Here is a 25,665-nt window from a genome sequence, read left to right on the forward strand (position 1 = left end):
AGTTCCGGGGATCAGCCGATCACGCCCAGGATGTCGCTTTCCTTCATGATCAGCAGCTCTTCGCCGTCGATCGTGACCTCGGTGCCCGACCATTTGCCGAACAATACGCGGTCGCCTGCCTTGACCGCGGGGGCGATCAGCTCGCCCGAATCCTTGCGGGCGCCTTCGCCGACCGAGATGATCTCGCCTTCCGCGGGCTTTTCCTTGGCGCTGTCGGGGATGATAAGACCGCCCTTGGTCTTTTCTTCGGACTCGACGCGGCGGACCAGCACGCGGTCATGCAGCGGTTTGAATGCCATTTGTGAACACTCCGTGTTTCAGGTTCCAGTGTCTTTGTTGGCACTCACCTGATGCGAGTGCCAATGGCGCTCATCTAGGCAAACGCGTCCGCACTGTCAACGGCAATCACGGCGGACAGCGCGACTGCATCTGGCCGGGTCCCGGAAATTATGCCAGCCTCGCGCTCGTGCGGTGTCGCGAAGGGGGCGAGAATGCGGAAATGGTTGGTCGCAGCGATGCTGGTGGGGATTGTCGGGTCCGCCGCCGCGACGGAATGCGTGGGCACCAATCTGATCGAGGCCATGCCCGAGGATCGGCGCGCGATGATCCGGGAGGCGGTCAGCGAGGTGCCGTTCCATCGGGGATTGCTGTGGCAGGCGAGCAAAGGCGACGCCCGGATGACGCTGGTCGGCACCTATCATTTTGGCGATCCGCGTCACCAGGCCATGCTGGACCGGCTTGCCGAACCCTTCGCCGATGCCGCGACGCTGTTCGTCGAGGCTGGACCCCGGGAAGAGGCGCGGCTGACCCGCGCCTTGACCGAGGACCCCTCGCTGATGGTCAGCATCAGCGGGCCGACGCTGCCGGAAAGGCTGTCGGAAAAGGAGTGGACCGCCCTGTCCGAGGCGATGGCCCTGCGCGGTACGCCAGCGGTCATCACCGCGAAGCTGCGGCCCTGGTATGTCGCGATGATGCTGGGCGTCTCGCCCTGCATGATGGAGGGGTTTGCGGGTGAGGGCGAGTCCGCCGGCCTGGATCAACTGCTGGTCAGCCGCGCCGAGTCGTTGCAGATCCCTGTCCGGCCGCTGGAATCCTGGGACACGGTGTTCCGCCTGTTCGCCGACATGACGCCGGCGCAGGAAATCGACATGATTCGCGCGGCGCTCCCGGCGGCATCCTACGCGGATGACTATGCGGTCACGCTGACCGACGCGTATTTTTCCGGGGATGTCTGGACGATCTGGGAATTCGGCCGCTTCGAGGCCTATGAAAGTTCCGGCCTGTCGCGGGACGTGGTCGACGAGCAGATGGATCTGGCCCAGTCCCGGCTGATGGACCGCCGCAACCGCGACTGGATCGGGACGCTGACCGAGGGTGCCGAGGCGGCCGCGCGTCAGGGCCAGAGGATCATCGCCGGTTTCGGCGCGCTGCATCTGCCGGGCGAGCAGGGGGTGCTGAAGCTGCTTGAGGCCCAGGGATGGACCATCGAACGTCTCGACGGATAAGACCGTGATCGGGCCGCGTCTCAGAAACGCCCGCCGGGTCGCTGTTCGCGCGGTTCACGCGGTCGCCCAAGCCCGTGCTCCGGCTCTTCCTCGTCACCGTCGTCCGGTCGGGCGTTAGCACCATTCGAGAAGCGTTCCATCAGCGCGGTTTCCAGGTTGCGGTTCAGCTCTCGGCTCAGCGCGACATATTCCGGGTTCTGGTCCAGCGGCACGCCGGGCTTCCAGACGTCGGCCAGCTCGCGCAGCGAGGCGCGGTCGAGGCGATAGAAGATATTCTCAAGTTCGGCCGCCTCGTATTCCGAGAGTCCCGCGTTTTCCAGCACGTATCGGCCGGCCCGCAGCGAGCTGTCGAAGGTCTCGCGGACGATGTCGTTCGCGCCAGCGCTGTAGAGTTGGTAGACATTTACCCGGTCGCGGGCGCGCGCGACGATATGCAGGTCCGGCCGGCGCTCGCGCGCATAGCGGATCAATTTCAGGTTGGCTTCGGGCTCGTCCAGTGCGGCGACCAGGATCCGGGCCTTCTCCAGCCCTGCGGCCATCAGGATCTCGGGTCGGGTGGGGTCCCCGAAATAGCCCTTGAACCCGAACTGCCGCATCAGCTGGATCAGCTTCAGGTCGTGGTCAAGCACGGTGGTTCGAAAGCCCGACGACGTGACCATGCGGTTGATGACCTGACCGAACCGCCCGATCCCCGCGATGATGATCGGCTGCTGTTCCTCGATATCGTCGGCCGCCGCCGTGATGCCGCCTTCGGCCAGCCGCCGGTGCAGCTGGGCATGCAGGATGAACAGCAGCGGCGTGGCCAGCATTGTCAGCGCGATCACCAGCAGGACCGACTTGGCCAGTTCCGACGGCAGGATCGCCAGCGAGACGGCATAGGAAATCAGCACGAAACCGAATTCGCCCGCCTGGGCCAGCGACAATGTGAAAAGCGACCGGTCCCGGCGCGTCATCCTGGTCCATCGGGCGATCATCCACAGGATCGCGGCCTTGGCGGCGATCAGGCCGGCGGTCGCAGACAGGATCGGCACCGGCTGGTCGAACAGGATCCGGAAATCCATGCCCGCGCCGACGGTGATGAAGAACAGCCCCAGGAGAAGCCCCTTGAACGGCTCGATCTGCGATTCCAGCTCGTGCCGGAACTCTGAACTTGCCAGCATCACGCCGGCCAGGAAGGTCCCCAGCGCGGGCGACAGCCCGACAAGGATCATCAGCGATGCGATGCCGACCACGATCAGCAGCGCCATCGCGGTTTCCATCTCGGGCAGCCGGGACGCGATCACGAAGCGAAAGATCGGTCGGATCAGATATTGCCCCAGCAGGATCACCGCCGCGACCGCCGCCAGGGTCACCAGCGTTGCGCCCCAGCCGGGCAGGTCCGCCATGAAGGCCTGACCGATATGCTCGGTGTCGCCGTGGGCTGCCGAGGCGTGTCCGCCGGTGCTGGCCAGCAGCGGCATCAGGGCGATCATGGGGATCACGGCGATGTCCTGCGTCAGCAGCACGGAAAAGGCCGAGCGCCCCCCCGAGGTCTGCATCAGCCCCTTTTCCGACAGGGTCTGCAGCACGATCGCCGTCGAGCTGAGAGACAGGATCATCCCCATCGCGATCGCTGCTGGCCAGCCCAGCCCCAGATACAGGGACACGCCCGCGACCGCTGCCATCGACATCAGAACCTGCGCGCCGCCAAGCCCGATCAGGCGGTGGCGCATGGTCCACAAATTGCGGGGTTCCAGCTCCAGCCCGATCAGGAACAGCATCATGACAACGCCGAATTCCGCGAAATGCTGAAGGTCGCTCATCTGGTTGCCGGTCAGGTTCAGCACCGGTCCGATCAGGATGCCGCAAATCAGATAGCCCAGCACCGAACCCAGACCCAGCCGCGCCGAGATCGGCACGGCGATCACCATGGTGACCAGATAGACCGTGGCGAGAAGGAGGAAGTTCTCCATTACTTCCCGCTCAAGACCGACAACTCCTGTGGGCGACCGCCCTTCACATAGGTGATCCGGCTGTTGCCTATTTCGGTGATCGTTCCGCCATTGATCCTGTCACCCAGCCGAAGCGTGACGACACGGCCATTTGACAGTCTGACCAGCGCGCGGCTGGCCTTGCCTGCGCCGATCGTTCCGATGATCTGCGTCCGGTTCAGCGTGATCCCGTCCTTCACCGTCGCTGTGGCGGCGGCCGCGCCCTGGCCACGTCCTACCGGCACGGCGGCTGCGACCTCTGGCTCTTTCTCGGCTTCTGGAGGGGTATAGCTTTGGTTGCGCGCAGCGGCCGCGCGCGCCTCGGCCTGGGCCTGGGCGCGGGCGCGGGCCTCGGCCTGGGCGCGGGCATTGGCTTCGGCCTGGGCATCGGCGGCGGCGCGGGCGCGGGCGCGGGCTTCGGCCTGTGCCTGCAGTTCGGCGTCCATGCGACGCTGCTCGGCCAGGGCGGCCTCGCGGTTCTGCTCTTCGGCCGCAGCCCGCAGGTCCTGGGCGCTTGGCGCAGCCCCAGGCGCAGCCGGTGCCAGCGACGAGGCCTCGGCCGCGGCGCGCTGACTGCGGCGGGGCGGCAAGGAGGATGCCGACAGCGCCGTCAGCGCCACGGCGCCGGGCAGGGCGGAACTGTTTGCAACCGCCGCGGCAATGGCTTCCTCGACCGCCTTGCCGGACAGGCTGGCATTGCCCGGCCGGGGGGCGTTGCCTTGCGCGCCGCCTGCCGCCGATCCGGGGCGCAGGACCGGGCGTGACGATCGGTTCAGCAATGTGCTTGACGCGGTTGCCGCAGGGGCAGCGGCGGCGATGTCGGCAGCGCTGCGCGGGGGCGGGCGATCCGCTTCGGCCACCGCGGCGGCGAGGGCGGCACGGACTGCGGATTCGGCGGGGCCGGTGACCTCGACGGGCTTGCGCTGCGGCCGCGCGTCGGCCAGCCGGATCAGCAGGCCGCGCTCATCCGCGCCCAGCCCGGTCCGCCCGGCCTCGGCGGTCCGCAGGTCGCGCAGCAGATCCAGAAGGAAAGCCTCTTCGACGGCACTCAGGCGGGTGGGTGAGCCGGCCTCGTCGCGGCTTCCTTCTTCCAGATAGGTCAGGCTGTCGGGGCGTGCCGGCGGACGGCCCGAAGACCCCAGCGGTCGCGGGCTGGGCGCCGGTGGCGCGGCGGTCGGCTCGCTGGAAAGCGCCGCCGGCTGTGTCGCGGTGGTCTGCGGTGCCGGCTGGCTGACGGGCGTTGCGGGCCGCGCCGGTGGGCGGATGTCGGTCACGCGCGGCGGTTGGACCTGGGTCCGTTGCGGGAAGGGCTGCGGGTTGGCGGGCACCGCCGGGCTGACATCGGGCGGTGCGGGGGGCGTTGCCCTGACTGGCGGCGCGCCTTGCGGACGGGCTGAACTGCGCAATTGCGGTGCGCTTGCCGCCATCGCAGCGCGCGCGGCGGCGTCGTCCGACGGCCCCGATGTCGGGGCGACCCGCGGCCTTGTATCGCCGGGGTTCGCGGCTTCGGAGATCGGGGACTCAGCAGGTTTCGTTGCAGGCACCGTCGCTGACCGGGCGCTGCGGTCCGCATTCCGGTCACGATCGGCCGGGGTCATGGCCTCTGCCAGGGCACGGGTCAGGGGATCATCCTGCGCCGGTCCGGTCGGTTGCGTTGCGGGCGGGGCGGCAATCATGGCCGGGGCATCGCCGGCTTTTCCGGCCTCTGCTGCCTGCTCATCGCTGCGGGCCGCCTCGGCGGCGTCGGCCGTCTGATCCGCATCGGCATTGTCGCCCGCGGGATCGGCCGCCGCCGCGGCCTCGGGCGCGGTGCCCGCGGCCGTTGTGGTTGCGGCCGTTGCGGTTGCGGGCGCCGGCTCTGCCGCGGGGGCGGAATCCGTCGCCGGGCTTTGGTCGGTATTGGCCAGATCGGAGCCGTCCTTGCCGCCACCGAAGATCACCAGCACGGCCAGCACGGCGACCAGCAGACTGCCCATCATGACCGGCAAGCGGCCCGGCCGATAGGCGGTCAACCTGCTGATCAGCGCGGCGGCGCGACCGGCATCGGCTTCGTCGGGCTGCGCGCGGCGGGCGCGCGCCTCGGCGGCACGGCTGTGGACGGCTGCGGCGCGCGCCGACAGGCGGGGTGCGGCGACGGCCTGGCGATCGGTGTGCCGAATGACGGCCGGCGCGGCGACGGCAGGCTCTGCTTCGGCGGCACTGTCGCTCAATCTTGCCGCCACATCGCGTCGTGCGGCCGTCTGGGTCTGGGTCTGGGTCTGGGTCTGGGCCGGTCGCGGCGCGGTGACATGATGCGGCGTGATGCGCGAGACGACAGGCGTGACAGGATCCGGCCCGGTGGTGGGGGGCAGTCCAGCCTCGATCACCGGTGCGGTGATCCTGGCCTGGGTGAGGTCGGGTTCGCTGAATGGCATCCGCACCGCATCCGCGGCCAGCAGGCGGCTGGCGCCGAAATCCGGATGGCCGTCAAAGCGCGCATCCCCGGGTCTGGCGACGAACCCAAGCGGCCGGAATCCCTGGGCACGAGCGAACTCCTCGGCCTCATCCAGCGTCCGGCGCGCAACGGCGGCGACGCGCAGAGTCTCGATGTCGCCATTGTCCGATGGACACCAGTCGAACGCCAGGTCCTCGGCACGATATGGGGTCAAGGCTTCCAGCGCGCGGCCCAGCACGGCGGCCGTGTCCGAACCAAGCGGCACGGTCAGCGTGGTATAGAGGATCTGGTCGTCGGGGATCACCAGCACGGTATCGGCAGCCCCGACGAGACCGCCCGACTCGACCCGCAACGCGTTCAGCGTCGCGGCCATGTCGCGGCCGGCAAACCGGGCCTGGCCGACGGGAATCCACCCCGGCCCGTCGCGTCGTTCCAGCAGGACGGCTTCGTGGGTGAAGCTCATGGCGAATTCGGGGACGTGCTGATTCATCGTTCTGTCACTGCTCGAAAATGGCGTCGCGGTTCTGTATGCCGCGATCTGGTGGCGCTTCCTTTCGTCTACCCCAAATTGTGGGTTTAGAAAAGCGAATCTGGCGCAGCTGTGAACGCGATCGGCCAGACGAGGCGCTAAGATCCGGCATTGCGACTCCGGTCGCGTTTTTCAGGCGGAGAGGACCCGACATGAGGCATGAACCCGGTATTCTGGCGCGCACGGCGCTGATGATTTCAACAGCGTCACTGCTGGCGATGGCGAGCCCGGCACATGCCGGGTCAGGCAAGGGTGGGCACGGGCACTACAGGGCTGCGCATCACTGTCCAGGCTCCGGCGGCACGATGGCCGATCGACGCCTTACGGTCATCGGCGAGGGCGAGGCGCGCGTCGCGCCCGACATGGCGACGGTGCAGCTTGGGGTCACCAGCCAGGCTGACAGCGCGGCCGAGGCGATGCGCCAGAACTCGACCCGGCAATCGGCGGTCATCGAGGCGCTGAAGGGCGCCGGTATCGACGAAAGGAACATCCAGACCTCGGGGCTGAGCCTCGGCACCGTGATGGATTACGGCGAAAACCGGGCACCGCGCGTGACCGGCTATCAGGCCAGCAACATGGTCGCGGTGCGCGTGACCGAGATCGCCGATCTGGGCGCGGTTCTGGATGCCATCGTCGATGCCGGCGCGAACGAGATCAACGGCATCGACTTCGGCCGCGATGACGGCACTGATGTCGAGGACGAGGCCCGTCGTGCGGCGGTGGCGGATGCGCGCCACAAGGCCGGCGTGCTGGCCGAGGCCGCGGGGCTGACGCTTGGCCCGGTGCTGATGCTGCGCGACAACCAGGTGTCGGGCGGACCTCGCCCGATGATGCGGATGGCGGCCGATGGCGCGGCGGCGTCCGAAAGCGTCCCGGTCCAGGCGGGCGAATTGTCGATGTCGGCTTCGGTCCAGATGGAATACGCGCTGATCGGGGGCATGGAGTCCTGCCGCCAGGGCATGGAGGGCAGGCATCACCGGGGCGGCATGAAGCAAGGCAAGGCCGCGCCCACCGAAATGCCGCCCGCGGACGGTGCAGCGCTGCCCGAAGCCCAGGCGCCCGCGCCTGGGGAAGGGGACCAGATGCCGCCGCCTCCGGTCGAGGGCGAAGCCATGGAGCCGGCGCCGTAAAAATCGAACTGATCGGCGCATGGCTTTGAAGGAAGGGTGAAAAGGGGGCTTGCCCCCCCTTTTCTCGTGCGATCGCGGCCTCAGGCAGTCGCTTTCGCAAGCGCCTGATCCAGATCGGCGATAAGGTCCTCTGCAGTTTCGATTCCGACGGACAGCCGAACCACCTCGGGGGCAGCACCGGCTGCACGTTGCTGCTCTTCGGTCAGCTGGCGATGGGTCGTCGAGGCCGAATGGATCACCAGCGACCTTGCATCGCCCAGATTGGCGACATGGCTGAAAAGCTCGAGCGCATCGACCAGCTTCACGGCAGCCTCGTAGCCGCCCTTGATCGAGAAGGTGAACAGCGATCCCGCGCCCTTCGGATAAAGCCGCCTGGCCGTCGCATTCCATGGCGACGAGGCCAGCCCGGCATAGGTCACGCTTTCGACGCGCGGGTCCTGTTCCAGCCATTCCGCGACCTTCTGGGCGTTGTCGACATGGCGCGGCATCCGCAGCCCCAGAGTCTCGATCCCCATCAGCGTGTAATGAGCGCCTTGCGGGTTCATGGTCATGCCCAGATCGCGCAACCCGATGGCGATGCCGTGGAAGGTGAAGGCCAGCGCACCGAATGTCTCGTGGAATTTCAGCCCGTGATAGGCGGGTTCCGGCGCCGAAAGGCTGGGGAACTTGTCGCTTGCCGACCAGTCGAACGTGCCGCTGTCGATCACCGCGCCGCCGGTCACCGTGCCGTTGCCGGTCATGAACTTGGTCAGGCTGTGCACGACCAGAGAGGCGCCCATCTCGATCGGCCTGCACAGATAGGGCGTGGCCAGCGTGTTGTCCACGATCAGCGGAATGCCCGCGGCATCGGCAAGCTTGGCGACCGCCGGGATGTCGGTGACATAGCCGCCCGGATTGCTGATCGATTCACAGAAGATTGCGCGGGTGTCTTCGTCGATGGCCGCTTTCAGCGCCTCGGGATCGTCGAGATCGACGAATTTGGCCGACCAGCCGAACCGCTTGATCGTGTGGCTGAACTGGGTGACGGTTCCACCATAGAGTCGTGTCGAGGCGACGATGTTCCTGCCCGGACCCATCAGCGGAAACAGCGCCAGGATCTGTGCCGCATGGCCCGACGAACAGCATATTGCGCCGGCCCCGCCCTCCAGCGCCGCGACGCGGCTTTGCAGTGCCGCCACGGTCGGGTTCGTCAGGCGGGAATAGATGTAGCCGACCTCTTGCAGGTTGAACAACCGGGCCGCGTGCTCGGCGTCGCGGAACGCGTAGGCGGTGGTCTGGTAGATCGGCACCTGCCGGGCACCGGTCGCCGGATCTGCTGCCGCGCCGGCGTGGATCGCCATTGTATCAAAGCCTTGCTTGTCGGCCATCTCGTTCCTCCTGTGAATATGGGTGGCACCCTAAGCGGCGGGCAGGGGCTGCGGCAATGCCGTTTTCCGCGCGGCGCCGGCATCGGGCGGAAAGGCAGCGGCCGCCTGCGCCTAGCGACCCTGTCGGCGGGCCATGAAGGCCAGTTTCTCGAACAGGCCGACATCCTGTTCGTTTTTCAGCAGCGCCCCATGCAGACGCGGCAGCATCTCGCCCGGATCGCGTTTCAGGTCCTCGGGTGCCAGATCCTCGGCCAGGATCAGCTTCAGCCAGTCCAGCAACTCGCTGGTCGAGGGTTTCTTCTTCAGCCCCGGAACATCGCGCAGCGACAGGAACTGGGTCAGCGCCTCGTCCAGCAGGCGCGGCTTCAGCCCCGGATAATGCATCGCGACGATCGCCTTCAGCGTTGGCGCGTCGGGAAAGCGGATATAGTGAAAGAAGCAACGCCGCAGAAACGCGTCGGGCAATTCCTTTTCGTTGTTCGAGGTGATGACGACGACGGGCCGGTGCTTCGCCCGGACGGTTTCGCCGGTCTCGTAGACGTGAAACTCCATCCGGTCCAGTTCCTGCAGCAGGTCGTTCGGGAACTCGATATCCGCCTTGTCGATCTCGTCGATCAGCAGGACCATCTTGCGATCGGCGTCGAAGGCCTGCCACAATTTGCCCCTGCGGATATAGTTGGCGACGTCGTGGACGCGCTTGTCACCAAGCTGGCTGTCGCGCAGCCGGCTGACGGCATCGTATTCGTAAAGCCCCTGCTGGGCTTTCGTGGTTGATTTCACGTGCCATTCGATGATCGGCAGGTCGAGACTGCGGGCGACCTGACGGGCGAGTTCGGTCTTGCCGGTGCCGGGCTCGCCCTTGACCAGCAGAGGCCGCTCGAGCGTGACGGCGGCATTGACCGCAACGGCCAGTTCGGGCGGCGCGACATAGCGGTCAGTGCCGGTGAATTGCATGAAAACTCTCCTTTTCCGTGAAAAGCTTGGCCGAATAAGCCTGCACGGCGAAACAGCCGCGCGATGGTGGTGGGTCGATCGTACAAATAGCGTGTATTGGCCTAGTGACAACCATCCCATCATACTTTAATGGGGCCGCAGGTGTCGGAACCCATACCACCGCCCGGCGCCGCCGGAGGACAAATGAAAGCCCAGACCTTCCTGCCCCAAGATTACCGCCCTGCCGAGGACGAGCCATTCATGAACGAACGGCAGCTTGAGTATTTCCGCCGGAAGCTGGAAGCCTGGAAGCAGGAACTGCTGGACCTGTCCGCCGAGACGCTGGAGGGGTTGCAGGACAGCGCGCGCGCGGTGCCCGATCTGGCCGACCGCGCCAGCGAGGAAACCGACCGTGCGCTGGAACTGCGCACGCGCGATCGCCAGCGCAAACTGGTCAGCAAGATCGACTCGGCCCTGCGGCGTATCGAGACCGGGGAATACGGCTATTGCGAGATAACCGGTGAACCGATCAGCCTCAGGCGACTGGACGCAAGGCCGATCGCGACCATGACGCTTGAAGCCCAGGAAAGACACGAGCGCCGCGAACGGGTCCATCGGGACGACTGAGCCGGGAAGACAGGGTGGTCATGGCGCCCGCGTGACGATGAGATGCAAGGCGGACATGCCGGACACCATGGCGGGATCAGGCGCGCGTTTCCCGCGGCGTTCCGCAGATTTTTTCCTGCAAACGGCGCGCGGTTTCGACATGTGCATCCGCGGGATCCAGATCCGATGAGCGGCGCGCTGAAAGACCGTCCGGTGGTCATTGTCGGGGCCGGAGTGGCCGGGCTGACCTCGGCCATTGCCCTGGGTCGGCGGGGTGCGCGGGTGACGGTGCTGGAGCGCGCGGACGCGATCCGCGAGGTCGGCGCGGGCCTTCAGCTTTCGCCCAATGGCATGCGGGTCCTCGACGCGCTGGGGCTTTCGCGGCCGATCGCGCAAGCGTCGCTGCGCAGCCATGCGGTCGCGCTGCATGATGCCACCGGTGCGCCGGTGGCGCGGCTTGATCTGATCCGGCATCGTCCACAGGACGAATTCCGGCTTGTCCATCGTGCCCGCCTGATCGAGGTTCTGGCGGCTGCGGCCCGGGATGCCGGCGCGCGGATCGAACTGAACCGGGCGGTCACCACCCCGCCGGAAGCCCCCCTCGTGATCGGCGCCGACGGGTTGCGCAGCGTGATCCGCAGCCATCTGAACGGCCGCGAGGTGCCCTTCTTCACCCATCAGGTCGCGTGGCGCGCGGTGATTGCCGACGCCGACGCCGACGCCGTCCCTGAGGCGCGGATCTTCATGGGGCCGGGCCGCCATCTGGTAAGCTATCCCTTGCCTGGCGGGCTGCGGAACCTGGTTGCGGTACAGGAACGCCATGAATGGCAGGACGAGGGCTGGGCCATTCCGGACGATCCGGGCAATCTGCGCGCCACCTTCTCAGCGTTTGGTGGGCCGGTCCCGGGCTGGCTTTCTGCCGTCAACGAGGTTCATGTCTGGGGCCTGTTCCGGCATGAGGTCGCGCGCCGCTGGCAGGACGGCCGCCATGCGCTGGTCGGCGATGCGGCCCATCCCACATTGCCGTTCATGGCACAGGGCGCTGTCATGGCGATCGAGGACGCCTGGAGTCTTGCCGCCTGTCTGGACGCCTCGGCCGATCAGGCCGTCGCGCTGGACCGATACCAGGCGATGCGCGCGCCCCGCGTCACGCGCATCGTGGCAGCCGCGAACGCCAATGCCCGCAATTATCACCTGACGGGCACCAGACGTATCCTGGCCCATGCCGCCTTGCGCGCCGCTCAACGGGTTGCGCCGGGTCAGCTGCTGTCCCGATTCGACTGGCTTTACGACCACGACCCCACGCTGGAACTTCGCTAGGCTGCCCGCGAGGATCTGGGTTGCGCCGGGGGCAACGCCCCCGGCCGCCGCGGGACGCGGAAAGCGCCGCGGGTTTCCCGCGGCGCCCTCGGTCTGCGGACCAGCTGCCTCAGGCTGCCCGCTCGACGGCCGCCACGATCCCCGCCACGACTTCGCGCAGCACCGTTTCGTCCTCCGCTTCGGCCATCACCCGGATCAGCGGCTCGGTGCCCGATTTGCGGATCAGCACCCGGCCCGAGCCGGCCAGCCGCGCCTCGGCCTGGGCGATCATCGCCCGCACGCTATCCGCCGACAGCGGATCGGCACCGGCTGCGTAGCGGACATTCATCAGCAATTGCGGCACGGGTTCGAACTGGCAGGCCAGTTCGCTGGCCCGCAAACCGGTATCGGCCATCGCGGCAAGGAACTGCATCGCGGCGATCAGGCCGTCGCCGGTGGTCGCATAGTCGGTCATCACGATATGTCCCGACTGTTCGCCGCCAAGATTGAACCCGCCTTCACGCATCCGCTCGACCACATAGCGGTCGCCGACACGGGTGCGTTCCAGCCGCAGGCCCTGGCGATGCAGAAAATGCTCAAGCCCCAGATTCGACATGACGGTGGCGACCAGAGCCTCGCCCTTCAGGCGTCCCTGCTGCGCCCATCGCCTGGCCAACAGCGCCATGATCTGGTCGCCATCGGCGATCCGGCCCTGCTCGTCGATGATGACGACCCGGTCGGCATCGCCGTCTAGGCTGATCCCCAGATGGGCTTTCTGGTCCAGGACCATCGCCGCGCAGGCCGCCGGATGGGTCGAGCCGACCCTGTCATTGATGTTGAATCCGTCCGGTTCGACCCCCAGCGGGATGACGTCGGCGCCAAGTTCCCACAGCACCTCGGGGGCTGCGCGATAGGCCGCGCCATTGGCGCAGTCGATCACCACCTTCATGCCATCCAGCCGCTGCCCCGCCGGAAATGTCGTCTTGGCATATTCGACGTATCGCCCTCGGCCGTCGTCGATCCGTTTGGCGCGACCGATATTGCCGGGTTGCGCCGGCTCGATCTGGCCCGCCACGATGGCCTCGATCTCGGTCTCGGCGTCATCGGACAGCTTGAATCCGTCAGGGCCGAAGAACTTGATGCCATTGTCCTCGGCCGGATTGTGGCTGGCCGAGATCATGATTCCCAGATCGGCCCGCATGGAGCGGGTCAGATATCCGACCGCCGGCGTCGGCACCGGTCCCAGCAAAAGCACGTTCATGCCGGTCGAGGTCAGCCCTGCGGTCAGCGCGTTTTCCAGCATGTAGCCCGACAGCCGCGTGTCCTTGCCGATCACCACGCGGTGCCGGTTCCGTCCGTCCCGGCGGAAGTACCGGCCTGCGGCCGCGCCAAGATGCAACGCCATCTCGGCGGTCATGGGGTAGGTGTTGGCGCGGCCGCGCACGCCGTCGGTTCCGAAAAGCTTCCTGCTCATGTTTCTGCCTCGTCGTTCTTGTTGACGGCCTGCCACAGCCGCAATCCCTGCGCGATCTCTGCCACGTCATGGACGCGGTGGATCTGGACCCCTTGCGCCACGGCCGCCAGCGTCAGCGCCAGACTGCCGGGCACACGGTCGGCGGGGCGTTCGGCGCCGCCGACCGTGCCGATGAAACGCTTGCGCGAAACCCCCAGAAGGATCGGACATCCAAGCCCATGATACAGCGAAATCCGCCGCAGGATGGTCAGATTATGCGCCAGCGACTTGCCGAAGCCGATACCCGGATCGATCACGATCCTTGGGCGGCCGATCCCTGCCGCCTCGGCGCGGGCGATGCGGGCTTCCAGGGCGTCATAGATATCCAGCAGCACGTCGTCATAGCGCGGATCGTCCTGCATCGTGGCGGGCAGTCCCTGGGCGTGCATCAGGCAGACCGGCACGCCGCTGGCCGCGACGACCGTCGCCAACGCGGCGTCGAAATCGAAACCCGATACGTCATTGACCATTGCGGCTCCGTCCGCCAGCGCGGCGCGCGCCACGGTTGCCTTGCGCGTATCGACCGAGATCCCGATCCGGTCCGCCAAGGCCCGGATGACCGGGCGGATGCGGTCGATTTCCTCCTGTTCGGGCACCTCGTCGGCACCGGGGCGGGTCGATTCGCCGCCGATGTCCAGGATATCCGCGCCCGCTGCGATCAGGGACCTCGCCTGAGCCAGAGGCTCGTAGCTGCCGCCATCCGAAAAACTGTCGGGCGTGGCATTCACGATGCCCATCAGAACCGGCCGGTCCAACGCCATGCCCAGGACCGGCTGTCGCGCAAGCGTCAATGCCTCGATCACCTCGGCAGGCGCCTGGGTCACGATCTCGGGTCGCTGCCCGCGCCGCAGGCGTTCAAGGGCCGAGAATCCGATCTGCCCGCCCGCAAGACGCCACCGACCTCCCTGTGGCAACGGGATCGGACGAAAATATTCGCGGGATCGGGACATCGTTGTTCCTGCCTTGCGGGTGTTCGAGAAAGTGACCTGTGTCAGAGCACGGCCGCGCGCGCGACCTGTGCGGCCAGACCCGCAGGCGGCGTGGGCAGGGATGCGTCATCGGGCAGGGCAAAGTCGATGCGCAGGGCATCCAGCCTGGCCGCCAGCCAGAAGGCAAGCGAGGCGGGCGTCGTGCCGGCGGCCTCGTCGTCCGCCGCCAGCCGGGCAGGGGCCCAGACGACCGGGCGACGGTCGCGGATCGCTGCTTCAAGCTCGGTGCGCGTTTCGGCAATCTCGAGGGCCAGCCCCTCGGAAAGCGCCCAGGCGGCCTGGTCGGCGGCAAGCAGGGCGATGCGGCGCCGTGCCGTGGAGGCGTCGGGATCGCGCGCGGGGGGCGTGGTGCCCGCAATCACGATGACCGGCCCCTGCGGGGTCGCCGTCGGCGCGTCCCAGACCAGCACGCTGACCGGCAGGACCTGCGCCGTGCTGTCCACGCGCGCGGCATCCCGGACGATGGTGACGCCAAGCGCACCGGGACCGCGATCCAGCTTCTCGACCGTCACGCCGGTCCGCGCGGCGGCGGGATGCGCCAGAACCTCGGCCGCGATCTTCTCGGCCAGGGTCTCGACAAGATTGTACCGCTGGTCGGCCAGAGCCGTTTCGATCGCCTGGGTCAACACGTCATAAGACAGGATCCGGTCCACATGATCGGCGGAGCCGCTGACCGGATCGCGAAGATCCACGCTCAGCGAGAAACGCAGCCGCTGGGTGCGACCGCGCTCTGACTGGAATGCGCCGATTTCGGCGGTGACGATGTGATCACGCAGGTGAATGCGGTCTGGCTGTTCCATGCCCCCATTCACAGCATATTCGCATCTCAGGCAAGCCCGCCCTGCGTTCCCCGACAAGCGGTCAGTTCGAGGCGACGCGCTGGCCCTTCCGATAGAAGATGTGACGCCCGATCTGCACGGTCCGATGGAAGCGCTGCGACCAGGACGGCCGTACGGCGGGGGTGTGGAAATACGTCGCGCCGCCGGTGAGAACGCGCGGCGCCCCCGTCAGTGCGGCCTCGGCAATGGCGCGGGCGCGCGTGTAGGCGGCCTTGTTGCGGATGCTCTTGGGGCCGCCGATCGTATAGCTGAACTGGCTGGGCTGGTTGACCACCCCGCAGACCGAAGGCGGGAACGCGCGGCTGTCCACGCGGTTCAGAATCACCTCGGCGACCGCGGCCTGACCCTTCTTACCCTCGCCCCGCGCCTCGTGATAAAGCGCCTCGGCCATGCAGTTCAGATCGTCCGCGGTGTAGCGGGCGTTCGAGCGGGCAAGAAAGATTTCCTCGGGACCGTTTTCGATCTTCACAGGTTCGGCACCCGTGTATAGAAGCGGTCTCGGCCTCGGCTGGTCCATCGGATCCGATGCCGCCCCGAACAAGGCGATGTCGTTCGAAAACAGCGAGCCATTCCCCCCGGCGGCGGCGCTGTTCGAGACAAGGGTCATGGCGGCGGCAGCGCCCAGGCAGATGGGCGTAAGCCGTAAAAGCAGCGATTTCATGTCAGGTCCTATAAGCCACTAACATTGACAGGCGGTAAAGGCGCCCCTGCCGCGAGCAGCTGGCGTGGCACCAAAGTTCATCAGCGTGTCTAGAGTTTTCCGGACCGACCTCGCTACGACACAAATACCGTTTCCGCGAATGACCCTGCGTTAACCAGAATTCCGGCAAGATGTCGCCGAGTGATCGGGCGGCAACCGGCGAAAAACGGCGAAACCTGCCGAAGAAAGGTCCGTTTCGGATCAAAAAACAACAACTTGCGGTTGATGATCTCGTCCGGGCCGCGCGAATCGGTGATCGCTCAGCCTTCCGCCGCGGCGTTCCGCCGGGTCTGGATCGCGGCCTGCGCCGCCGCCAGCCGGGCGACGGGCACCCGGAACGGCGAGCAAGAGACATAGTCGAACCCGGCTTCGTGGCAGAAGGCGATCGATTCCGGGTTGCCGCCATGTTCGCCGCAGACCGAAACGGTGATGCCGGGGCGCTGCTCGCGCGCCCTCTGCGCGCCTGTCAGCAGCAATTCACCCACCCCGTCGCGGTCCAGGACGTGGAACGGGTCTTCGACGTATACGCCCTGTCCGACATAGATGCCCATGAAGCGCCCGGCATCGTCGCGCGACAGGCCATAGGTCATCTGCGTCAGGTCGTTGGTGCCGAATGACAGGAAGGCCGAATGCGCGGCGATGTCGCCGGCGCGCAGGGCCGCGCGCGGGGTTTCGACCATCACCCCCAGACGATAGGTGAACTCGGCGCGGCGATCATTGCGGACCGCGGCGGCGACGGCGTCGATGCGGTTCTTGACCAGTTCGACCTCGCGCATGGCGCTGACCAGCGGGATCATGATCTCGGGAACGACGGCATCGCCCTTGCGGCTTGCCTCGACCGTTGCCTCGAAGATCGCGCGGGCCTGCATGTCATAGATTTCGGGAACCGTGATCCCCAGCCTGACCCCGCGCATTCCCAGCATCGGGTTGAATTCGGACAGCGCGTCCACCCGGCGGGTCACGTCCGACAGCGGCAGGTCCAGCGACTCGGCCAGTTCGCGCAGGCCTTCACGGTCATGGGGCAGGAATTCATGCAGCGGCGGATCGAACAGGCGGATGGTGACCGGCAAACCGGCCATGATCTCGAACAGGGCGATGAAGTCCTCGCGCTGCATGGGCAGGATGCGGTCCAGCGACAGGCGCCGATCCTCGGGCTTGTCGGCAAAGATCATCTCGCGCATGGCTGGCAGCCGATCGGAATCGAAGAACATGTGTTCGGTCCGGCAAAGCCCGATCCCCTGTGCCTTGAAGCGGCGTGCGGTGCGGGCATCCTCGGGTGTATCGGCATTCGCACGCACGCCGATGCCCCCCACGGCGTCGGCCCAGTCCAGAAGCTGCGTGAAGGTATCGTCCAGCGCCGGCTCCAGCAGCGCGGCAGCGCCGGCCAGAACCTCGCCATTGCTGCCGTCGATGGTGATGACCTCGCCCTCGCGGAATGTCCGGCCACCCGCGCGCAGCGTGCGGCTGCGGCTGTCGATACGAAGGCCCGAGACGCCCACGATGCAGGGCAGGCCGAGGCCGCGGGCGATCACCGCCGCGTGGCTGGTCGTGCCGCCGCGTTCGGTCAGCACCGCGACCGAGGCATGCATGCCGCGAATATCCTCGGGCACGGTTTCATGGCGCACAAGCACGCAAGCTTCGTCGCGCGATGCCGACGCCTGCGCGGTCGCGGCGTTGAACACGATCTTGCCGGTGGCGGCGCCGGGGCTTGCGTTGATGCCACGCGCAATCACGTCGCGGGTCGCGCGCGGATCGACCTGATGATGCAGCAGGTCCGCCAGCGCGCGGGGTTCGACCCGCATCAGCGCCTCGTCCCTGGGGATCACGCCGTCATTGGCCAGCGCCACCGCGATCCGCACGCTGGCGCGCGAACTGCGCTGCACGCGGGTCGCGTCGATGATCGAGATCCTGCCATCGGTCACGACGAACTCGATCTGCATCTCTTCGCGCAGCCTCTCGCGCGCGGCGACGCCGAAGCGCACCAGGTCGGCAAAGATGTCCGGCGCCACGTCTTCCAGCGCGGGACCGCGTTTGTCGCGGGTCAGATACAGGCTTTCAGCACCCTTGCCGACGGCACCGCCGTGATGCTGGCCGCGGAAACGGCCGGTCACGCGCGGCGAACCGGTGACCGAATCGACGAACTGGATGCTGCCGGATCCGGACAGGCCCGGACCCATCGCCAGGGCCATGTTCTGCACCACCAGTCCAAGCGGCGCATCGACCGGCGCGCCCTTGGCCTGCCGCAGCAGTCGCGCCGACGGGCCTTCCCAGGCTCTTGCCATCGAGCGCAGCACCTCGGCCAGCTGGCGACTGGGCTCCTGCGGAAACTCTTCTTCCATCTCCTCGCGATAGCAACGCAGCGCATCCTTCAGCGCATCCGCGCCTTCCTGGGCGAACATGTCGGGATCGAGGCGGGCGATGTGGATGGCATAGCTTTGCACGAAGTTGAGATAGATCGCATCGGCGTTCTCGGGGCCGATGCGGTCGGACAGGCGTGCGTGCACGGCGTCGTTGATGCCGACATTCAGCACCGTGCCCGGCCCGCCCCATTCCGGTGTCGCCGCCGAGGGACGGACCCCGACCAGCCCGTCACCGCTGTCGAACAGGCTTTGGACGGCGGCCATCGCCACCGGATGCCCTGCCGCGATGGCCTGCACCGAGGCCGCCGAGATGGCAAAGCTGCGCGGAACCGGCAGTTCCATCCTGATCAGGCGCTGAAGACATTTCGCCCGCCACCCGTGGCGCTGCGGATCAACCTGCGCCGAGGGCGTTATTTCGATGATGTCGCCGGCATTGCGCATGTCCATGGGGGCGCAGGATAGGCGTGCATGCGGGCTTGCTGCAAGTGCGAAAAAAAGGGGCCGCCAGGCCCCCTTTCATGCCAGCCTGGCCGGTTGTGGTCCGGCACTATTCGGCGATCGTCACCTTCGCCATGTAGTCCGGCGCCTCGACCGCGCCGTTCGCGCTGCTGTCGCCCTTCTTGATGGCGTTCAGCACGTCCCAGCCATCGACCAGCTGTCCGACCACGGTATATTGGCCGTCCAGGAAGGTGGCCGGCGCCAGGTCGATGAAGAACTGGCTGTTGGCGCTGTTGGGGTCCTGCGAACGCGCCATGCCGACGGTGCCGGCCATGAACGGGATCTCGCTGAACTCGGCCGGCAGGTCCGGCATGTCCGAGCCGCCCATGCCGGCCATCTGGGTATCGCCGTCCTGGTTGCCATGTTGGACATCGCCGGTCTGCGCCATGAAGCCATCGATGACGCGATGAAACACCACCCCGTCATAGGCGCCGGATTTCGCCAGTTCGACCAGGCGCTCGACATGCTGGGGGGCCGTGTCGGCCAGCAGGTCCAGCGTGATGGTGCCCTTGGGATTGCCCTCGGCATCGGCGATCTCGATCACCATGTTGGGGCCGGGCCCGTCCTCATGGGTCGGGGCCGGCACCTGCGCGAAGGCGACGCCGGCCGACAGACCCAGCGCGGCGGGGATCAGGATCAGCTTACGCATCGGCAGCCACCTTGACCGAGATCATCCGGTCCGGGCTTGCGGGCGGTTCGCCGCGCGCGATCCTGTCGACATGCTCCATGCCGTCGACGACACGACCATAGACGGTGTATTGCCCGTTCAGGAAGTGGTTGTCCTTGAAGTTGATGAAGAACTGGCTGTTGGCGCTGTTGGGGTTCTGCGACCGGGCCGCCCCCAGCGTTCCGCGGTCATGCGGCAGCTTCGAGAACTCGGCCGGCAGATCCGGCAGGTCCGAGCCGCCGGTGCCCGCACGGCCGGGGTTGTAGTCCTTTTCCATGTTGGCATGCGCCACGTCCCCGGTCTGGGCCATGAAACCCTCGATGACGCGGTGGAAGGCGACATTGTCGTATTTCCCGGCGCGGGCCAGTTCCTTCATCCGCTCGGCATGTTTCGGCGCCACGTCGGACAGCAACTCGACCACGACGGAGCCGTCCTTCAGCTCGATGATGATGGTGTTCTCGGGATCCTTGATCTCGGCCATGCGGCCCTCCTTTGCGATGTTTGCCCCAAGGTCTAGGGGTTCGCGCCGCCAAGGGCAACGCGCAACCCGATCCCGGCGCGATCACGCCCGCGTCAGATCGGAGGGCTTCGGCAGTTGACGATGTCCGCGCCATGCGTGACAACCCATCCCGAAGCCTCACAGCCCGGAGGGACGCGACATGGCCCAGTTCAAGACAATCGATGACATGGATCTGGACGGTAAGGTCGTTCTGACCCGCGTGGATCTGAACGTGCCGGTCGAGGATGGCCGGGTTACCGATGCCACAAGGATCGAGAAGATCGTGCCGACCGTCAAGGACATCCAGGCCCGGGGCGGGATCCCGGTGCTTCTGGCCCATTTCGATCGCCCCAAGGGCAAGCGTGTGGACAGCATGAGCCTCAGGCAGATCCTGCCGGCGCTCGAGACGGCCCTGGGGCAAGAGGTGGCCTTCGCCGAAGACTGCATCGGCGGTCCGGCCAAGCGCGTGGTGGCCGGGTTGCAGGCAGGCGATGTCGGGCTGCTGGAGAACACCCGTTTTCACGAGGGCGAGGAGCGCAACGATCCGACCTTCGCCGCCTCGCTGGCCGCGCTGGGTGGGGCCTATGTCAACGACGCGTTTTCCGCCGCGCATCGCGCCCACGCCTCGACCGAAGGGCTGGCGCGATTGCTGGACGCGGGCGCGGGGCGTCTGATGGAGGCCGAACTGAAGGCGCTGGACGCCGCGCTTGGCAATGCCCAACGGCCGGTGATGGCGGTGGTCGGCGGGGCCAAGGTCTCGAGCAAGCTTGATCTGCTGATGAACCTGATCGAGAAGGTCGATCATCTGGTCATCGGCGGCGGCATGGCAAACACCTTCCTGGTGGCCCGGGGGGTCGAGGTCGGCACGTCGCTGGCCGAACGCGACATGGCCGACACCGCCCGCGCGATCATGCAGAAGGCCGATCAGGGCGGCTGCACGATCCATCTGCCGGTCGATATCGTCGTTGCCCGCGAGTTCCGGGCCGGGGCCGACAGCGAGGTTCTTGGCGTCGATGACTGTCCGCCGGACGCGATGATCCTGGATGCGGGGCCGCAGACCGTCGAGGCGCTGACAGCCGCGATGCAGGGCTGCCGGACGCTGATCTGGAATGGTCCGCTGGGGGCGTTCGAGATCGAGCCGTTCGACCGGGCGACCAACGAAGCGGCGCGGGCCGCGGCGGAACTGACGCGCGCTGGCAGCCTGATTTCGGTCGCCGGTGGCGGCGACACCGTGGCGGCGTTGAACAAGGCCGGGGCGGCGGCCGACTTTACCTTCATCTCGACAGCCGGCGGGGCCTTCCTGGAATGGATGGAAGGCAAGGAACTTCCCGGGGTGGCCGCGCTGCAGGCCTGACCGGCGAACGGACAGCGTGGATCGCCGATGATGACCCGGGGACGGTCAGGACCGCCCCCGGTCGCAACGGCATCAGCCCAGCAACCGGCCCAGCAGACCGCCATTGCCCGAGCCCGCCTGCGTCCCGTCACCGGTTTCGGTCGGCTCGGCGTCGGGCTGGTCAGGCGCCGGTTCGACTTCCGCCTCTGAAGCTTCTTCCGCCTCTGAAGCTTCGGCCGGTTCAGTCGCGCTGCTGCTGGCCTCGGGCTGTGGCGAATCGCCGGTTTCGGCAGCCGCTTCGGCGGCGTCGCCAGTCTCGGCGGGACTTTCGGCTTCTGCCGTGGCGGCGTCATTTCGCAGCGCCGCGTTCCGATAGATCATGACCGTGTCGAGCCATTGTTCAAACGACATCGGCACGGAGGTCTTGGATTGCACCGCCTCGGTCACGGGCAGTTCCGTGACCCCGCCGGCCGCGGTAATGGGCCGGACGAAGATGCTGCGGTGATCCTGGCCGAAATCGGTCGCGGATGTGCTGGTGCCAAGACCGAACAGCGGCAGTTGGTAATGCGCGAGGGAAATATTTGTATACATTCCGTCTCCTTTCTTGAGGGCCCCCATATTCTGATATGCGCATTATTTGCGCCCGAGGCGATTCCCGAATGGTTAAGCTTTTACGAACTGCCATTCCGTCGTTCGGAGGCAGGACCGTATTTCAATCGGCATCGGCCTGTATTTGTTAGCGTCATCAGCGTTGCCTCCGGGTCTGCGCATGGTATGGAACCGCCATCACAGAGGAGAAGTTTTCCATGCAGATGACCGAGACGGTGCGGCGGATCCTGGCCAATTATGAAGGCGAGACGCCGGGCGTGAAGGCGCAGCTGGCGCGGATGCTGATGAACGGCAAGCTGGCGGGCACCGGCAAGATGATCATCCTGCCCGTCGATCAGGGGTTCGAGCACGGGCCCGCACGGTCCTTTGCGCCGAACCCGGCAGGTTATGATCCGCATTATCACTACCAACTGGCGATCGATGCCGGGCTGAACGCCTTTGCCGCGCCGCTTGGCATGATCGAGGCCGGGGCCGACCGCTTCGCCGGCCAGATCCCGACGATCCTCAAGGTCAACAGCGCCAACAGCCTGATGTCCGACACGGCCGGCAAGAACCAGGCGATCACCGCCAGCGTCGATGACGCGCTGCGACTGGGCTGCGCGGCCATCGGCTTCACGATCTATCCGGGCAGCGACATGGCGCTGGACATGTTCGAGGAAATCGTCGCGATGCGCCGCGAAGCCGCGGCCAAGGGCGTGGCGACGGTGATCTGGTCCTATCCGCGCGGCGAGGCGATCACCAAGGACGGCGAGACCGCCATCGACATCGCCGCCTATGCGGCCCAGATCGCGGCGCTGATCGGCGCGCATGTCATCAAGATCAAGCTCAGCACCGATCACCTGATGCTGCCCGAGGCCAAGAAGGTCTACGAGGACAGGCAGATCGACGTCTCGACCCAGGCCAAGCGCGTCGAGCACTGCATGCAGGCGGCATTCGCCGGTCGGCGCATCGTGGTGTTCTCGGGCGGCGCGGCCAAGGGCGCCGACGCGGTCTATGACGATGCCCGCGCAATCCGCGATGGCGGCGGCAATGGCAGCATCATCGGTCGCAACAGCTTCCAGCGGTCCCGCGAGGATGCGCTGGACATGCTGTCGAAGCTTGTCGACATCTACAAGGGTGGCTGAAGCCGATCCTGCGGGCGCGCCGCTGACGCGGCGCGACGCGATCTGCGCCTGGCGGCGCGGGCGAGGGGGCGCATGCGCCCCCTCTTGCATCCGTTCGGATGCAATTCACCCCCGACTCGCGCAACGCGGCGGCGAAGATGGTCGCATTTGATGTCCCGCGCGGCGATTTGCGGGTTTGCGCGCGGCGAAGGGCAGGGTTAACTCTGCCCGAGGAATGCGAGGTATCTGATGTCGGACGAACCGCTGGTCATCTTCACGCCCTCGGGCAAGCGGGGTCGGGTTCCGGCTGGCACGACGGTGCTGGCCGCAGCCCGTCTGCTGGGCGTCGATCTGGACTCGGTCTGCGGCGGACGCGGCATCTGTTCGAAATGCCAGGTCGAGCCGGGAAGGGGCGAGTTCGCGAAACATGGCGTCACGGTGGCCGCGGATGCGCTGAGCGGCATCAACGCGGTCGAGGCGCGCTATGACCGCGTTCGGGGACTGCGGCCGGGGCGCCGGCTGGGGTGCCAGGCGCAGATCCTGTCGGACGCGGTGATCGACGTCCCGCCCGAGAGCCAGTTGCATCGTCAGGTGATCCGCAAATCCGCGGCCGAGCGGGTGATGACGATGGATCCTGCGGTGCGGCCCTTCTATGTCGAGGTCGTCGCGCCTGATCTTGACGATCCGGCTGGCGATTTCCAGCGCCTGTCGAGGACCCTTGCCGAGCAATGGGGGATCGAGGGATTGCGCGCCGATCTGCCGGTTCTGGCACGGATCCAGCAGGTCCTGCGCAAGGCCGAATGGAAGGTGACCGCGCTGGTTGGCGATGATGGCGGGCAGCGCCCCATCCTGATCGATCTGGTGCCGGGGTTGCTGGAAACGCCGCTTTGCGGGCTGGCGATCGATCTGGGCTCGACCACCATCGCCGGACATCTGGTGGCCCTGGACGACGGGCGGGTGCTGGCGTCATCGGGGTTGATGAACCCGCAGATCCGGTTCGGTGAGGATCTGATGAGCCGCGTCAGCTATGCGATGATGAACGAGGGCGGCGCGGCGGACATGACGGCCTCCGTGCGCGCCGGGCTTGGCCAGCTGGCCCGCAGCCTGGCCGACGAGGCGGGTGTCGTTCCCGAGCGGATCGTGGATGCCGTTGTCGTCTGCAACCCGGTCATGCACCATCTGGTGCTGGGCATCGATCCGGTGGAGCTGGGCCAGGCGCCGTTCGCGCCCGCCACCTCGGACGCGATGACTGTCCGGGCGGGCGAGATCGGGTTGCAGATCGCGCCGGCCGCGCGCGCCTATGTGTTGCCGATCATTGCGGGCCATGTCGGTGCCGACGCGGCCGCGGTGGTCCTGTCGGAACGGCCGCAGAGATCGGACAAGCCGGTCCTGATCGTCGATGTCGGCACCAATGCCGAGATCATCCTGGGCGACCGTGACCGCGTGCTGGCCTGCTCGTCTCCGACCGGGCCGGCTTTCGAGGGCGCGCAGATCAGCAGCGGCCAGCGCGCCGCGCCGGGCGCGATCGAGAGGCTCCGCATCGACCCGCAGACCGGCGAGCCGCGCTTCCGGATCATCGGCGTCGATCCGTGGTCCGACGAACCCGGCTTTTCCGAGGCAGCCGGCGCGACCGGCATCTCGGGGATCTGCGGTTCGGGGATCATCGAGGCGGTGGCCGAGATGCGGATGGCGGGGATCGTCGATGCAAGCGGCCTGATCGGTTCGGCCGCACAGACCGGCACGCCGCGCTGCGTGCCGCAGGGCCGCACCCATGCCTATGTCATTCACGACGGGACCGCGCAGGGCGGGCCGCTGATCGCCGTCACGCAGGGCGATATCCGGGCGATCCAGCTGGCGAAATCGGCGCTTTACGCGGGTGCCCGACTGCTGATGGATGAATTCGGCATCGACCGACCCGACCGGATCGTGCTGGCCGGGGCGTTCGGGGCGCATATCTCGCCGCTGCATGCGCTGGTCCTGGGAATGATCCCGGACTGCCCGCCCGAACGGGTGACCAGTGCCGGCAATGCGGCCGGCACCGGCGCCCGGATCGCGCTGTGCTCGCGCGCCGCGCGGGCCGAGATCGAGGAGCAGGTGCGCCGCATCACACGTGTCGAGACCGCGCTCGCGCCGCGCTTTCAGGAACATTTCGTCGCGTCCAACGCGATCCCACATGCCACCGACCCGTTTCCCGCGCTCGCCGGGGTGGTCACCTTGCCCAATCCGGTCTTCAACGCCGGTGGCGACGCGGACCGTCCGCGCCGGCGCCGCCGCTAGCCGCGCAGGCCGGTCCGTTTCAGCAGACCCTTGCGCCTGGCCTCGTAGTAATAGCCACGAGAATACCACGTCACCGTGTCCTCGGGATCGCCCTCGGCGACGAGCCAGGCCCCGCGCAGGTATTTCACCCCGTAGCGCAGATTGACGTCGGGATGAAGCAGACCGGAAGCCGGACCGCGATAGCCCATCGTCCGGGCGGTCTGTGGCCGGATCTGCATCAATCCGTAATAGGGTCCGTTGCGCGCCTCGGGGCGGTGGCGCGATTCGCGGATCACCACGCGCTGGACCAACGCGGAGGGCACCTCATAGTGCCGCGCCCAGAAATTGATGCGCGATCGAAGATAGGGTGTCTCGTTGGCATAAAGCCCGTTGCCTTGCAGCCCTTCGGGCATTTGCGGCCCGCCGCGGCCGCCTGCCTTGCCACAGGCGGCCAGAAGCAGAAGGCCGCCCAGCAGGCCGCGTCGCCCCATGCCATGCGCGACGTCACCCGGCCGGACAAGGCCCC

The 25,665-nt window shown here is 67.1% G+C and carries 21 protein-coding genes; 7 read left to right on the top strand and 14 right to left on the bottom strand.

What is annotated here, in order from left to right:
• Positions 1-11: 11 nt before the first annotated feature.
• Positions 12-299, bottom strand: a complete 288-nt coding sequence (groES, locus tag L1965_RS10325; protein WP_235756347.1) for a co-chaperone GroES — start codon at positions 297-299, stop codon at positions 12-14.
• Between the two features lie 192 nt (positions 300-491).
• Here groES and L1965_RS10330 point away from each other — a divergent pair, with 192 nt between their 5' ends.
• Positions 492-1,505 carry a TraB/GumN family protein gene (locus L1965_RS10330; protein ID WP_235756348.1) on the top strand — a complete coding sequence of 338 codons (1,014 nt, stop codon included), beginning with the start codon at positions 492-494 and terminating at the stop codon, positions 1,503-1,505.
• A 20-nt stretch (positions 1,506-1,525) separates the two neighbouring features.
• On the opposite strand, the gene L1965_RS10335 is transcribed toward L1965_RS10330, so the two are convergent.
• Complete coding sequence (locus tag L1965_RS10335) at positions 1,526-3,457, bottom strand: monovalent cation:proton antiporter-2 (CPA2) family protein (RefSeq protein ID WP_235756349.1); 1,932 nt, start codon at positions 3,455-3,457, stop codon at positions 1,526-1,528.
• On the bottom strand, positions 3,457-6,399 hold the full coding sequence (locus tag L1965_RS10340; protein WP_235756350.1) for a hypothetical protein: 2,943 nt from the start codon (positions 6,397-6,399) through the stop codon (positions 3,457-3,459). The genes L1965_RS10335 and L1965_RS10340 overlap by 1 nt, the downstream gene beginning before the upstream one ends.
• 191 nt (positions 6,400-6,590) lie before the next feature.
• On the opposite strand from L1965_RS10340, the gene L1965_RS10345 reads away from it, so the two are divergent.
• On the top strand, positions 6,591-7,568 hold the full coding sequence (locus tag L1965_RS10345) for an SIMPL domain-containing protein (protein WP_235756351.1): 978 nt from the start codon (positions 6,591-6,593) through the stop codon (positions 7,566-7,568).
• Positions 7,569-7,648: 80 nt separating this feature from the next.
• On the opposite strand, the gene L1965_RS10350 is transcribed toward L1965_RS10345, so the two are convergent.
• The gene (locus L1965_RS10350) at positions 7,649-8,935 is read right to left on the bottom strand and encodes an O-acetylhomoserine aminocarboxypropyltransferase/cysteine synthase family protein (protein WP_235756352.1); all 1,287 of its coding nucleotides are present in this window, start codon (positions 8,933-8,935) and stop codon (positions 7,649-7,651) included.
• Between the two features lie 111 nt (positions 8,936-9,046).
• Positions 9,047-9,889 carry an AAA family ATPase gene (locus L1965_RS10355; RefSeq protein ID WP_235756353.1) on the bottom strand — a complete coding sequence of 281 codons (843 nt, stop codon included), beginning with the start codon at positions 9,887-9,889 and terminating at the stop codon, positions 9,047-9,049.
• 183 nt (positions 9,890-10,072) lie between these two features.
• Between L1965_RS10355 and dksA the strand changes: the two genes are divergently transcribed.
• Positions 10,073-10,495, top strand: coding sequence for an RNA polymerase-binding protein DksA (dksA, locus tag L1965_RS10360; protein WP_235756354.1), 423 nt, complete (start codon positions 10,073-10,075; stop codon positions 10,493-10,495).
• Between the two features lie 165 nt (positions 10,496-10,660).
• Positions 10,661-11,794, top strand: coding sequence for an FAD-dependent monooxygenase (locus L1965_RS10365; RefSeq protein WP_235756355.1), 1,134 nt, complete (start codon positions 10,661-10,663; stop codon positions 11,792-11,794).
• 109 nt (positions 11,795-11,903) lie between these two features.
• Here L1965_RS10365 and glmM read toward each other — a convergent pair whose 3' ends face one another.
• The 7 genes from glmM to L1965_RS10400 form a co-directional block, all read right to left on the bottom strand.
• Positions 11,904-13,247: a phosphoglucosamine mutase gene (glmM, locus tag L1965_RS10370; RefSeq protein ID WP_235756356.1), complete on the bottom strand. Its 1,344-nt coding sequence runs from the start codon at positions 13,245-13,247 to the stop codon at positions 11,904-11,906.
• Entirely contained in the window at positions 13,244-14,236 is a 993-nt protein-coding gene (folP, locus tag L1965_RS10375) for a dihydropteroate synthase (protein ID WP_235756357.1), read from the bottom strand. The genes glmM and folP overlap by 4 nt, the downstream gene beginning before the upstream one ends.
• Before the next feature lie 41 nt (positions 14,237-14,277).
• Positions 14,278-15,075 (bottom strand): dihydroneopterin aldolase, encoded by a 798-nt coding sequence (locus L1965_RS10380; protein WP_235756358.1) that lies wholly within the window; start codon positions 15,073-15,075, stop codon positions 14,278-14,280.
• A gap of 61 nt (positions 15,076-15,136) precedes the next feature.
• The gene (locus tag L1965_RS10385; protein ID WP_235756359.1) at positions 15,137-15,775 is read right to left on the bottom strand and encodes a cell wall hydrolase; all 639 of its coding nucleotides are present in this window, start codon (positions 15,773-15,775) and stop codon (positions 15,137-15,139) included.
• Positions 15,776-16,074: 299 nt separating this feature from the next.
• Entirely contained in the window at positions 16,075-18,621 is a 2,547-nt protein-coding gene (locus L1965_RS10390; RefSeq protein WP_439332075.1) for a putative PEP-binding protein, read from the bottom strand.
• A 100-nt stretch (positions 18,622-18,721) separates the two neighbouring features.
• Complete coding sequence (locus L1965_RS10395; RefSeq protein WP_235756360.1) at positions 18,722-19,321, bottom strand: peptidylprolyl isomerase; 600 nt, start codon at positions 19,319-19,321, stop codon at positions 18,722-18,724.
• Positions 19,314-19,820, bottom strand: a complete 507-nt coding sequence (locus L1965_RS10400) for a peptidylprolyl isomerase (RefSeq protein WP_235756361.1) — start codon at positions 19,818-19,820, stop codon at positions 19,314-19,316. Before L1965_RS10400 ends, L1965_RS10395 begins: the two co-directional genes overlap by 8 nt.
• A 178-nt stretch (positions 19,821-19,998) precedes the next feature.
• On the opposite strand from L1965_RS10400, the gene L1965_RS10405 reads away from it, so the two are divergent.
• Positions 19,999-21,192, top strand: a complete 1,194-nt coding sequence (locus tag L1965_RS10405; RefSeq protein ID WP_235756362.1) for a phosphoglycerate kinase — start codon at positions 19,999-20,001, stop codon at positions 21,190-21,192.
• Between the two features lie 72 nt (positions 21,193-21,264).
• Here the strand turns inward: L1965_RS10405 and L1965_RS10410 are convergent, their stop codons facing one another.
• A complete protein-coding gene (locus L1965_RS10410; protein ID WP_235756363.1) occupies positions 21,265-21,762 on the bottom strand; it encodes a hypothetical protein in 498 nt (165 codons plus the stop codon).
• A gap of 215 nt (positions 21,763-21,977) precedes the next feature.
• Between L1965_RS10410 and L1965_RS10415 the strand changes: the two genes are divergently transcribed.
• Together L1965_RS10415 and L1965_RS10420 are read left to right on the top strand one after the other, a co-directional pair.
• Complete coding sequence (locus L1965_RS10415; protein WP_235756364.1) at positions 21,978-22,904, top strand: class I fructose-bisphosphate aldolase; 927 nt, start codon at positions 21,978-21,980, stop codon at positions 22,902-22,904.
• A 228-nt stretch (positions 22,905-23,132) separates the two neighbouring features.
• Entirely contained in the window at positions 23,133-25,160 is a 2,028-nt protein-coding gene (locus L1965_RS10420) for an ASKHA domain-containing protein (RefSeq protein WP_235756365.1), read from the top strand.
• On the opposite strand, the gene L1965_RS10425 is transcribed toward L1965_RS10420, so the two are convergent.
• Positions 25,157-25,630, bottom strand: a complete 474-nt coding sequence (locus L1965_RS10425) for a transglycosylase SLT domain-containing protein (protein ID WP_439332080.1) — start codon at positions 25,628-25,630, stop codon at positions 25,157-25,159. The two genes, L1965_RS10420 and L1965_RS10425, sit on opposite strands and share 4 nt — an antisense overlap.
• Positions 25,631-25,665: the final 35 nt, after the last annotated feature.

The organism is Paracoccus salsus, from assembly GCF_021556615.1.
GTDB classification, from domain to species: Bacteria; Pseudomonadota; Alphaproteobacteria; order Rhodobacterales; family Rhodobacteraceae; genus Paracoccus; species Paracoccus salsus.

Excerpts from the sequence above, each read along its gene's own strand:
- groES (WP_235756347.1), bottom strand. The coding sequence starts at position 299 with ATGGCATTCAAACCGCTGCATGACCGCGTGCTGGTCCGCCGCGTCGAG.
- L1965_RS10330 (WP_235756348.1), top strand. The coding sequence starts at position 492 with ATGCGGAAATGGTTGGTCGCAGCGATGCTGGTGGGGATTGTCGGGTCC.
- L1965_RS10335 (WP_235756349.1), bottom strand. The coding sequence starts at position 3,457 with ATGGAGAACTTCCTCCTTCTCGCCACGGTCTATCTGGTCACCATGGTG.
- L1965_RS10340 (WP_235756350.1), bottom strand. The coding sequence starts at position 6,399 with ATGAATCAGCACGTCCCCGAATTCGCCATGAGCTTCACCCACGAAGCC.
- L1965_RS10345 (WP_235756351.1), top strand. The coding sequence starts at position 6,591 with ATGAGGCATGAACCCGGTATTCTGGCGCGCACGGCGCTGATGATTTCA.
- L1965_RS10350 (WP_235756352.1), bottom strand. The coding sequence starts at position 8,935 with ATGGCCGACAAGCAAGGCTTTGATACAATGGCGATCCACGCCGGCGCG.
- L1965_RS10355 (WP_235756353.1), bottom strand. The coding sequence starts at position 9,889 with ATGCAATTCACCGGCACTGACCGCTATGTCGCGCCGCCCGAACTGGCC.
- dksA (WP_235756354.1), top strand. The coding sequence starts at position 10,073 with ATGAAAGCCCAGACCTTCCTGCCCCAAGATTACCGCCCTGCCGAGGAC.
- L1965_RS10365 (WP_235756355.1), top strand. The coding sequence starts at position 10,661 with ATGAGCGGCGCGCTGAAAGACCGTCCGGTGGTCATTGTCGGGGCCGGA.
- glmM (WP_235756356.1), bottom strand. The coding sequence starts at position 13,247 with ATGAGCAGGAAGCTTTTCGGAACCGACGGCGTGCGCGGCCGCGCCAAC.
- folP (WP_235756357.1), bottom strand. The coding sequence starts at position 14,236 with ATGTCCCGATCCCGCGAATATTTTCGTCCGATCCCGTTGCCACAGGGA.
- L1965_RS10380 (WP_235756358.1), bottom strand. The coding sequence starts at position 15,075 with ATGGAACAGCCAGACCGCATTCACCTGCGTGATCACATCGTCACCGCC.
- L1965_RS10385 (WP_235756359.1), bottom strand. The coding sequence starts at position 15,775 with ATGAAATCGCTGCTTTTACGGCTTACGCCCATCTGCCTGGGCGCTGCC.
- L1965_RS10390 (WP_439332075.1), bottom strand. The coding sequence starts at position 18,621 with ATGGACATGCGCAATGCCGGCGACATCATCGAAATAACGCCCTCGGCG.
- L1965_RS10395 (WP_235756360.1), bottom strand. The coding sequence starts at position 19,321 with ATGCGTAAGCTGATCCTGATCCCCGCCGCGCTGGGTCTGTCGGCCGGC.
- L1965_RS10400 (WP_235756361.1), bottom strand. The coding sequence starts at position 19,820 with ATGGCCGAGATCAAGGATCCCGAGAACACCATCATCATCGAGCTGAAG.
- L1965_RS10405 (WP_235756362.1), top strand. The coding sequence starts at position 19,999 with ATGGCCCAGTTCAAGACAATCGATGACATGGATCTGGACGGTAAGGTC.
- L1965_RS10410 (WP_235756363.1), bottom strand. The coding sequence starts at position 21,762 with ATGTATACAAATATTTCCCTCGCGCATTACCAACTGCCGCTGTTCGGT.
- L1965_RS10415 (WP_235756364.1), top strand. The coding sequence starts at position 21,978 with ATGCAGATGACCGAGACGGTGCGGCGGATCCTGGCCAATTATGAAGGC.
- L1965_RS10420 (WP_235756365.1), top strand. The coding sequence starts at position 23,133 with ATGTCGGACGAACCGCTGGTCATCTTCACGCCCTCGGGCAAGCGGGGT.
- L1965_RS10425 (WP_439332080.1), bottom strand. The coding sequence starts at position 25,630 with ATGGGGCGACGCGGCCTGCTGGGCGGCCTTCTGCTTCTGGCCGCCTGT.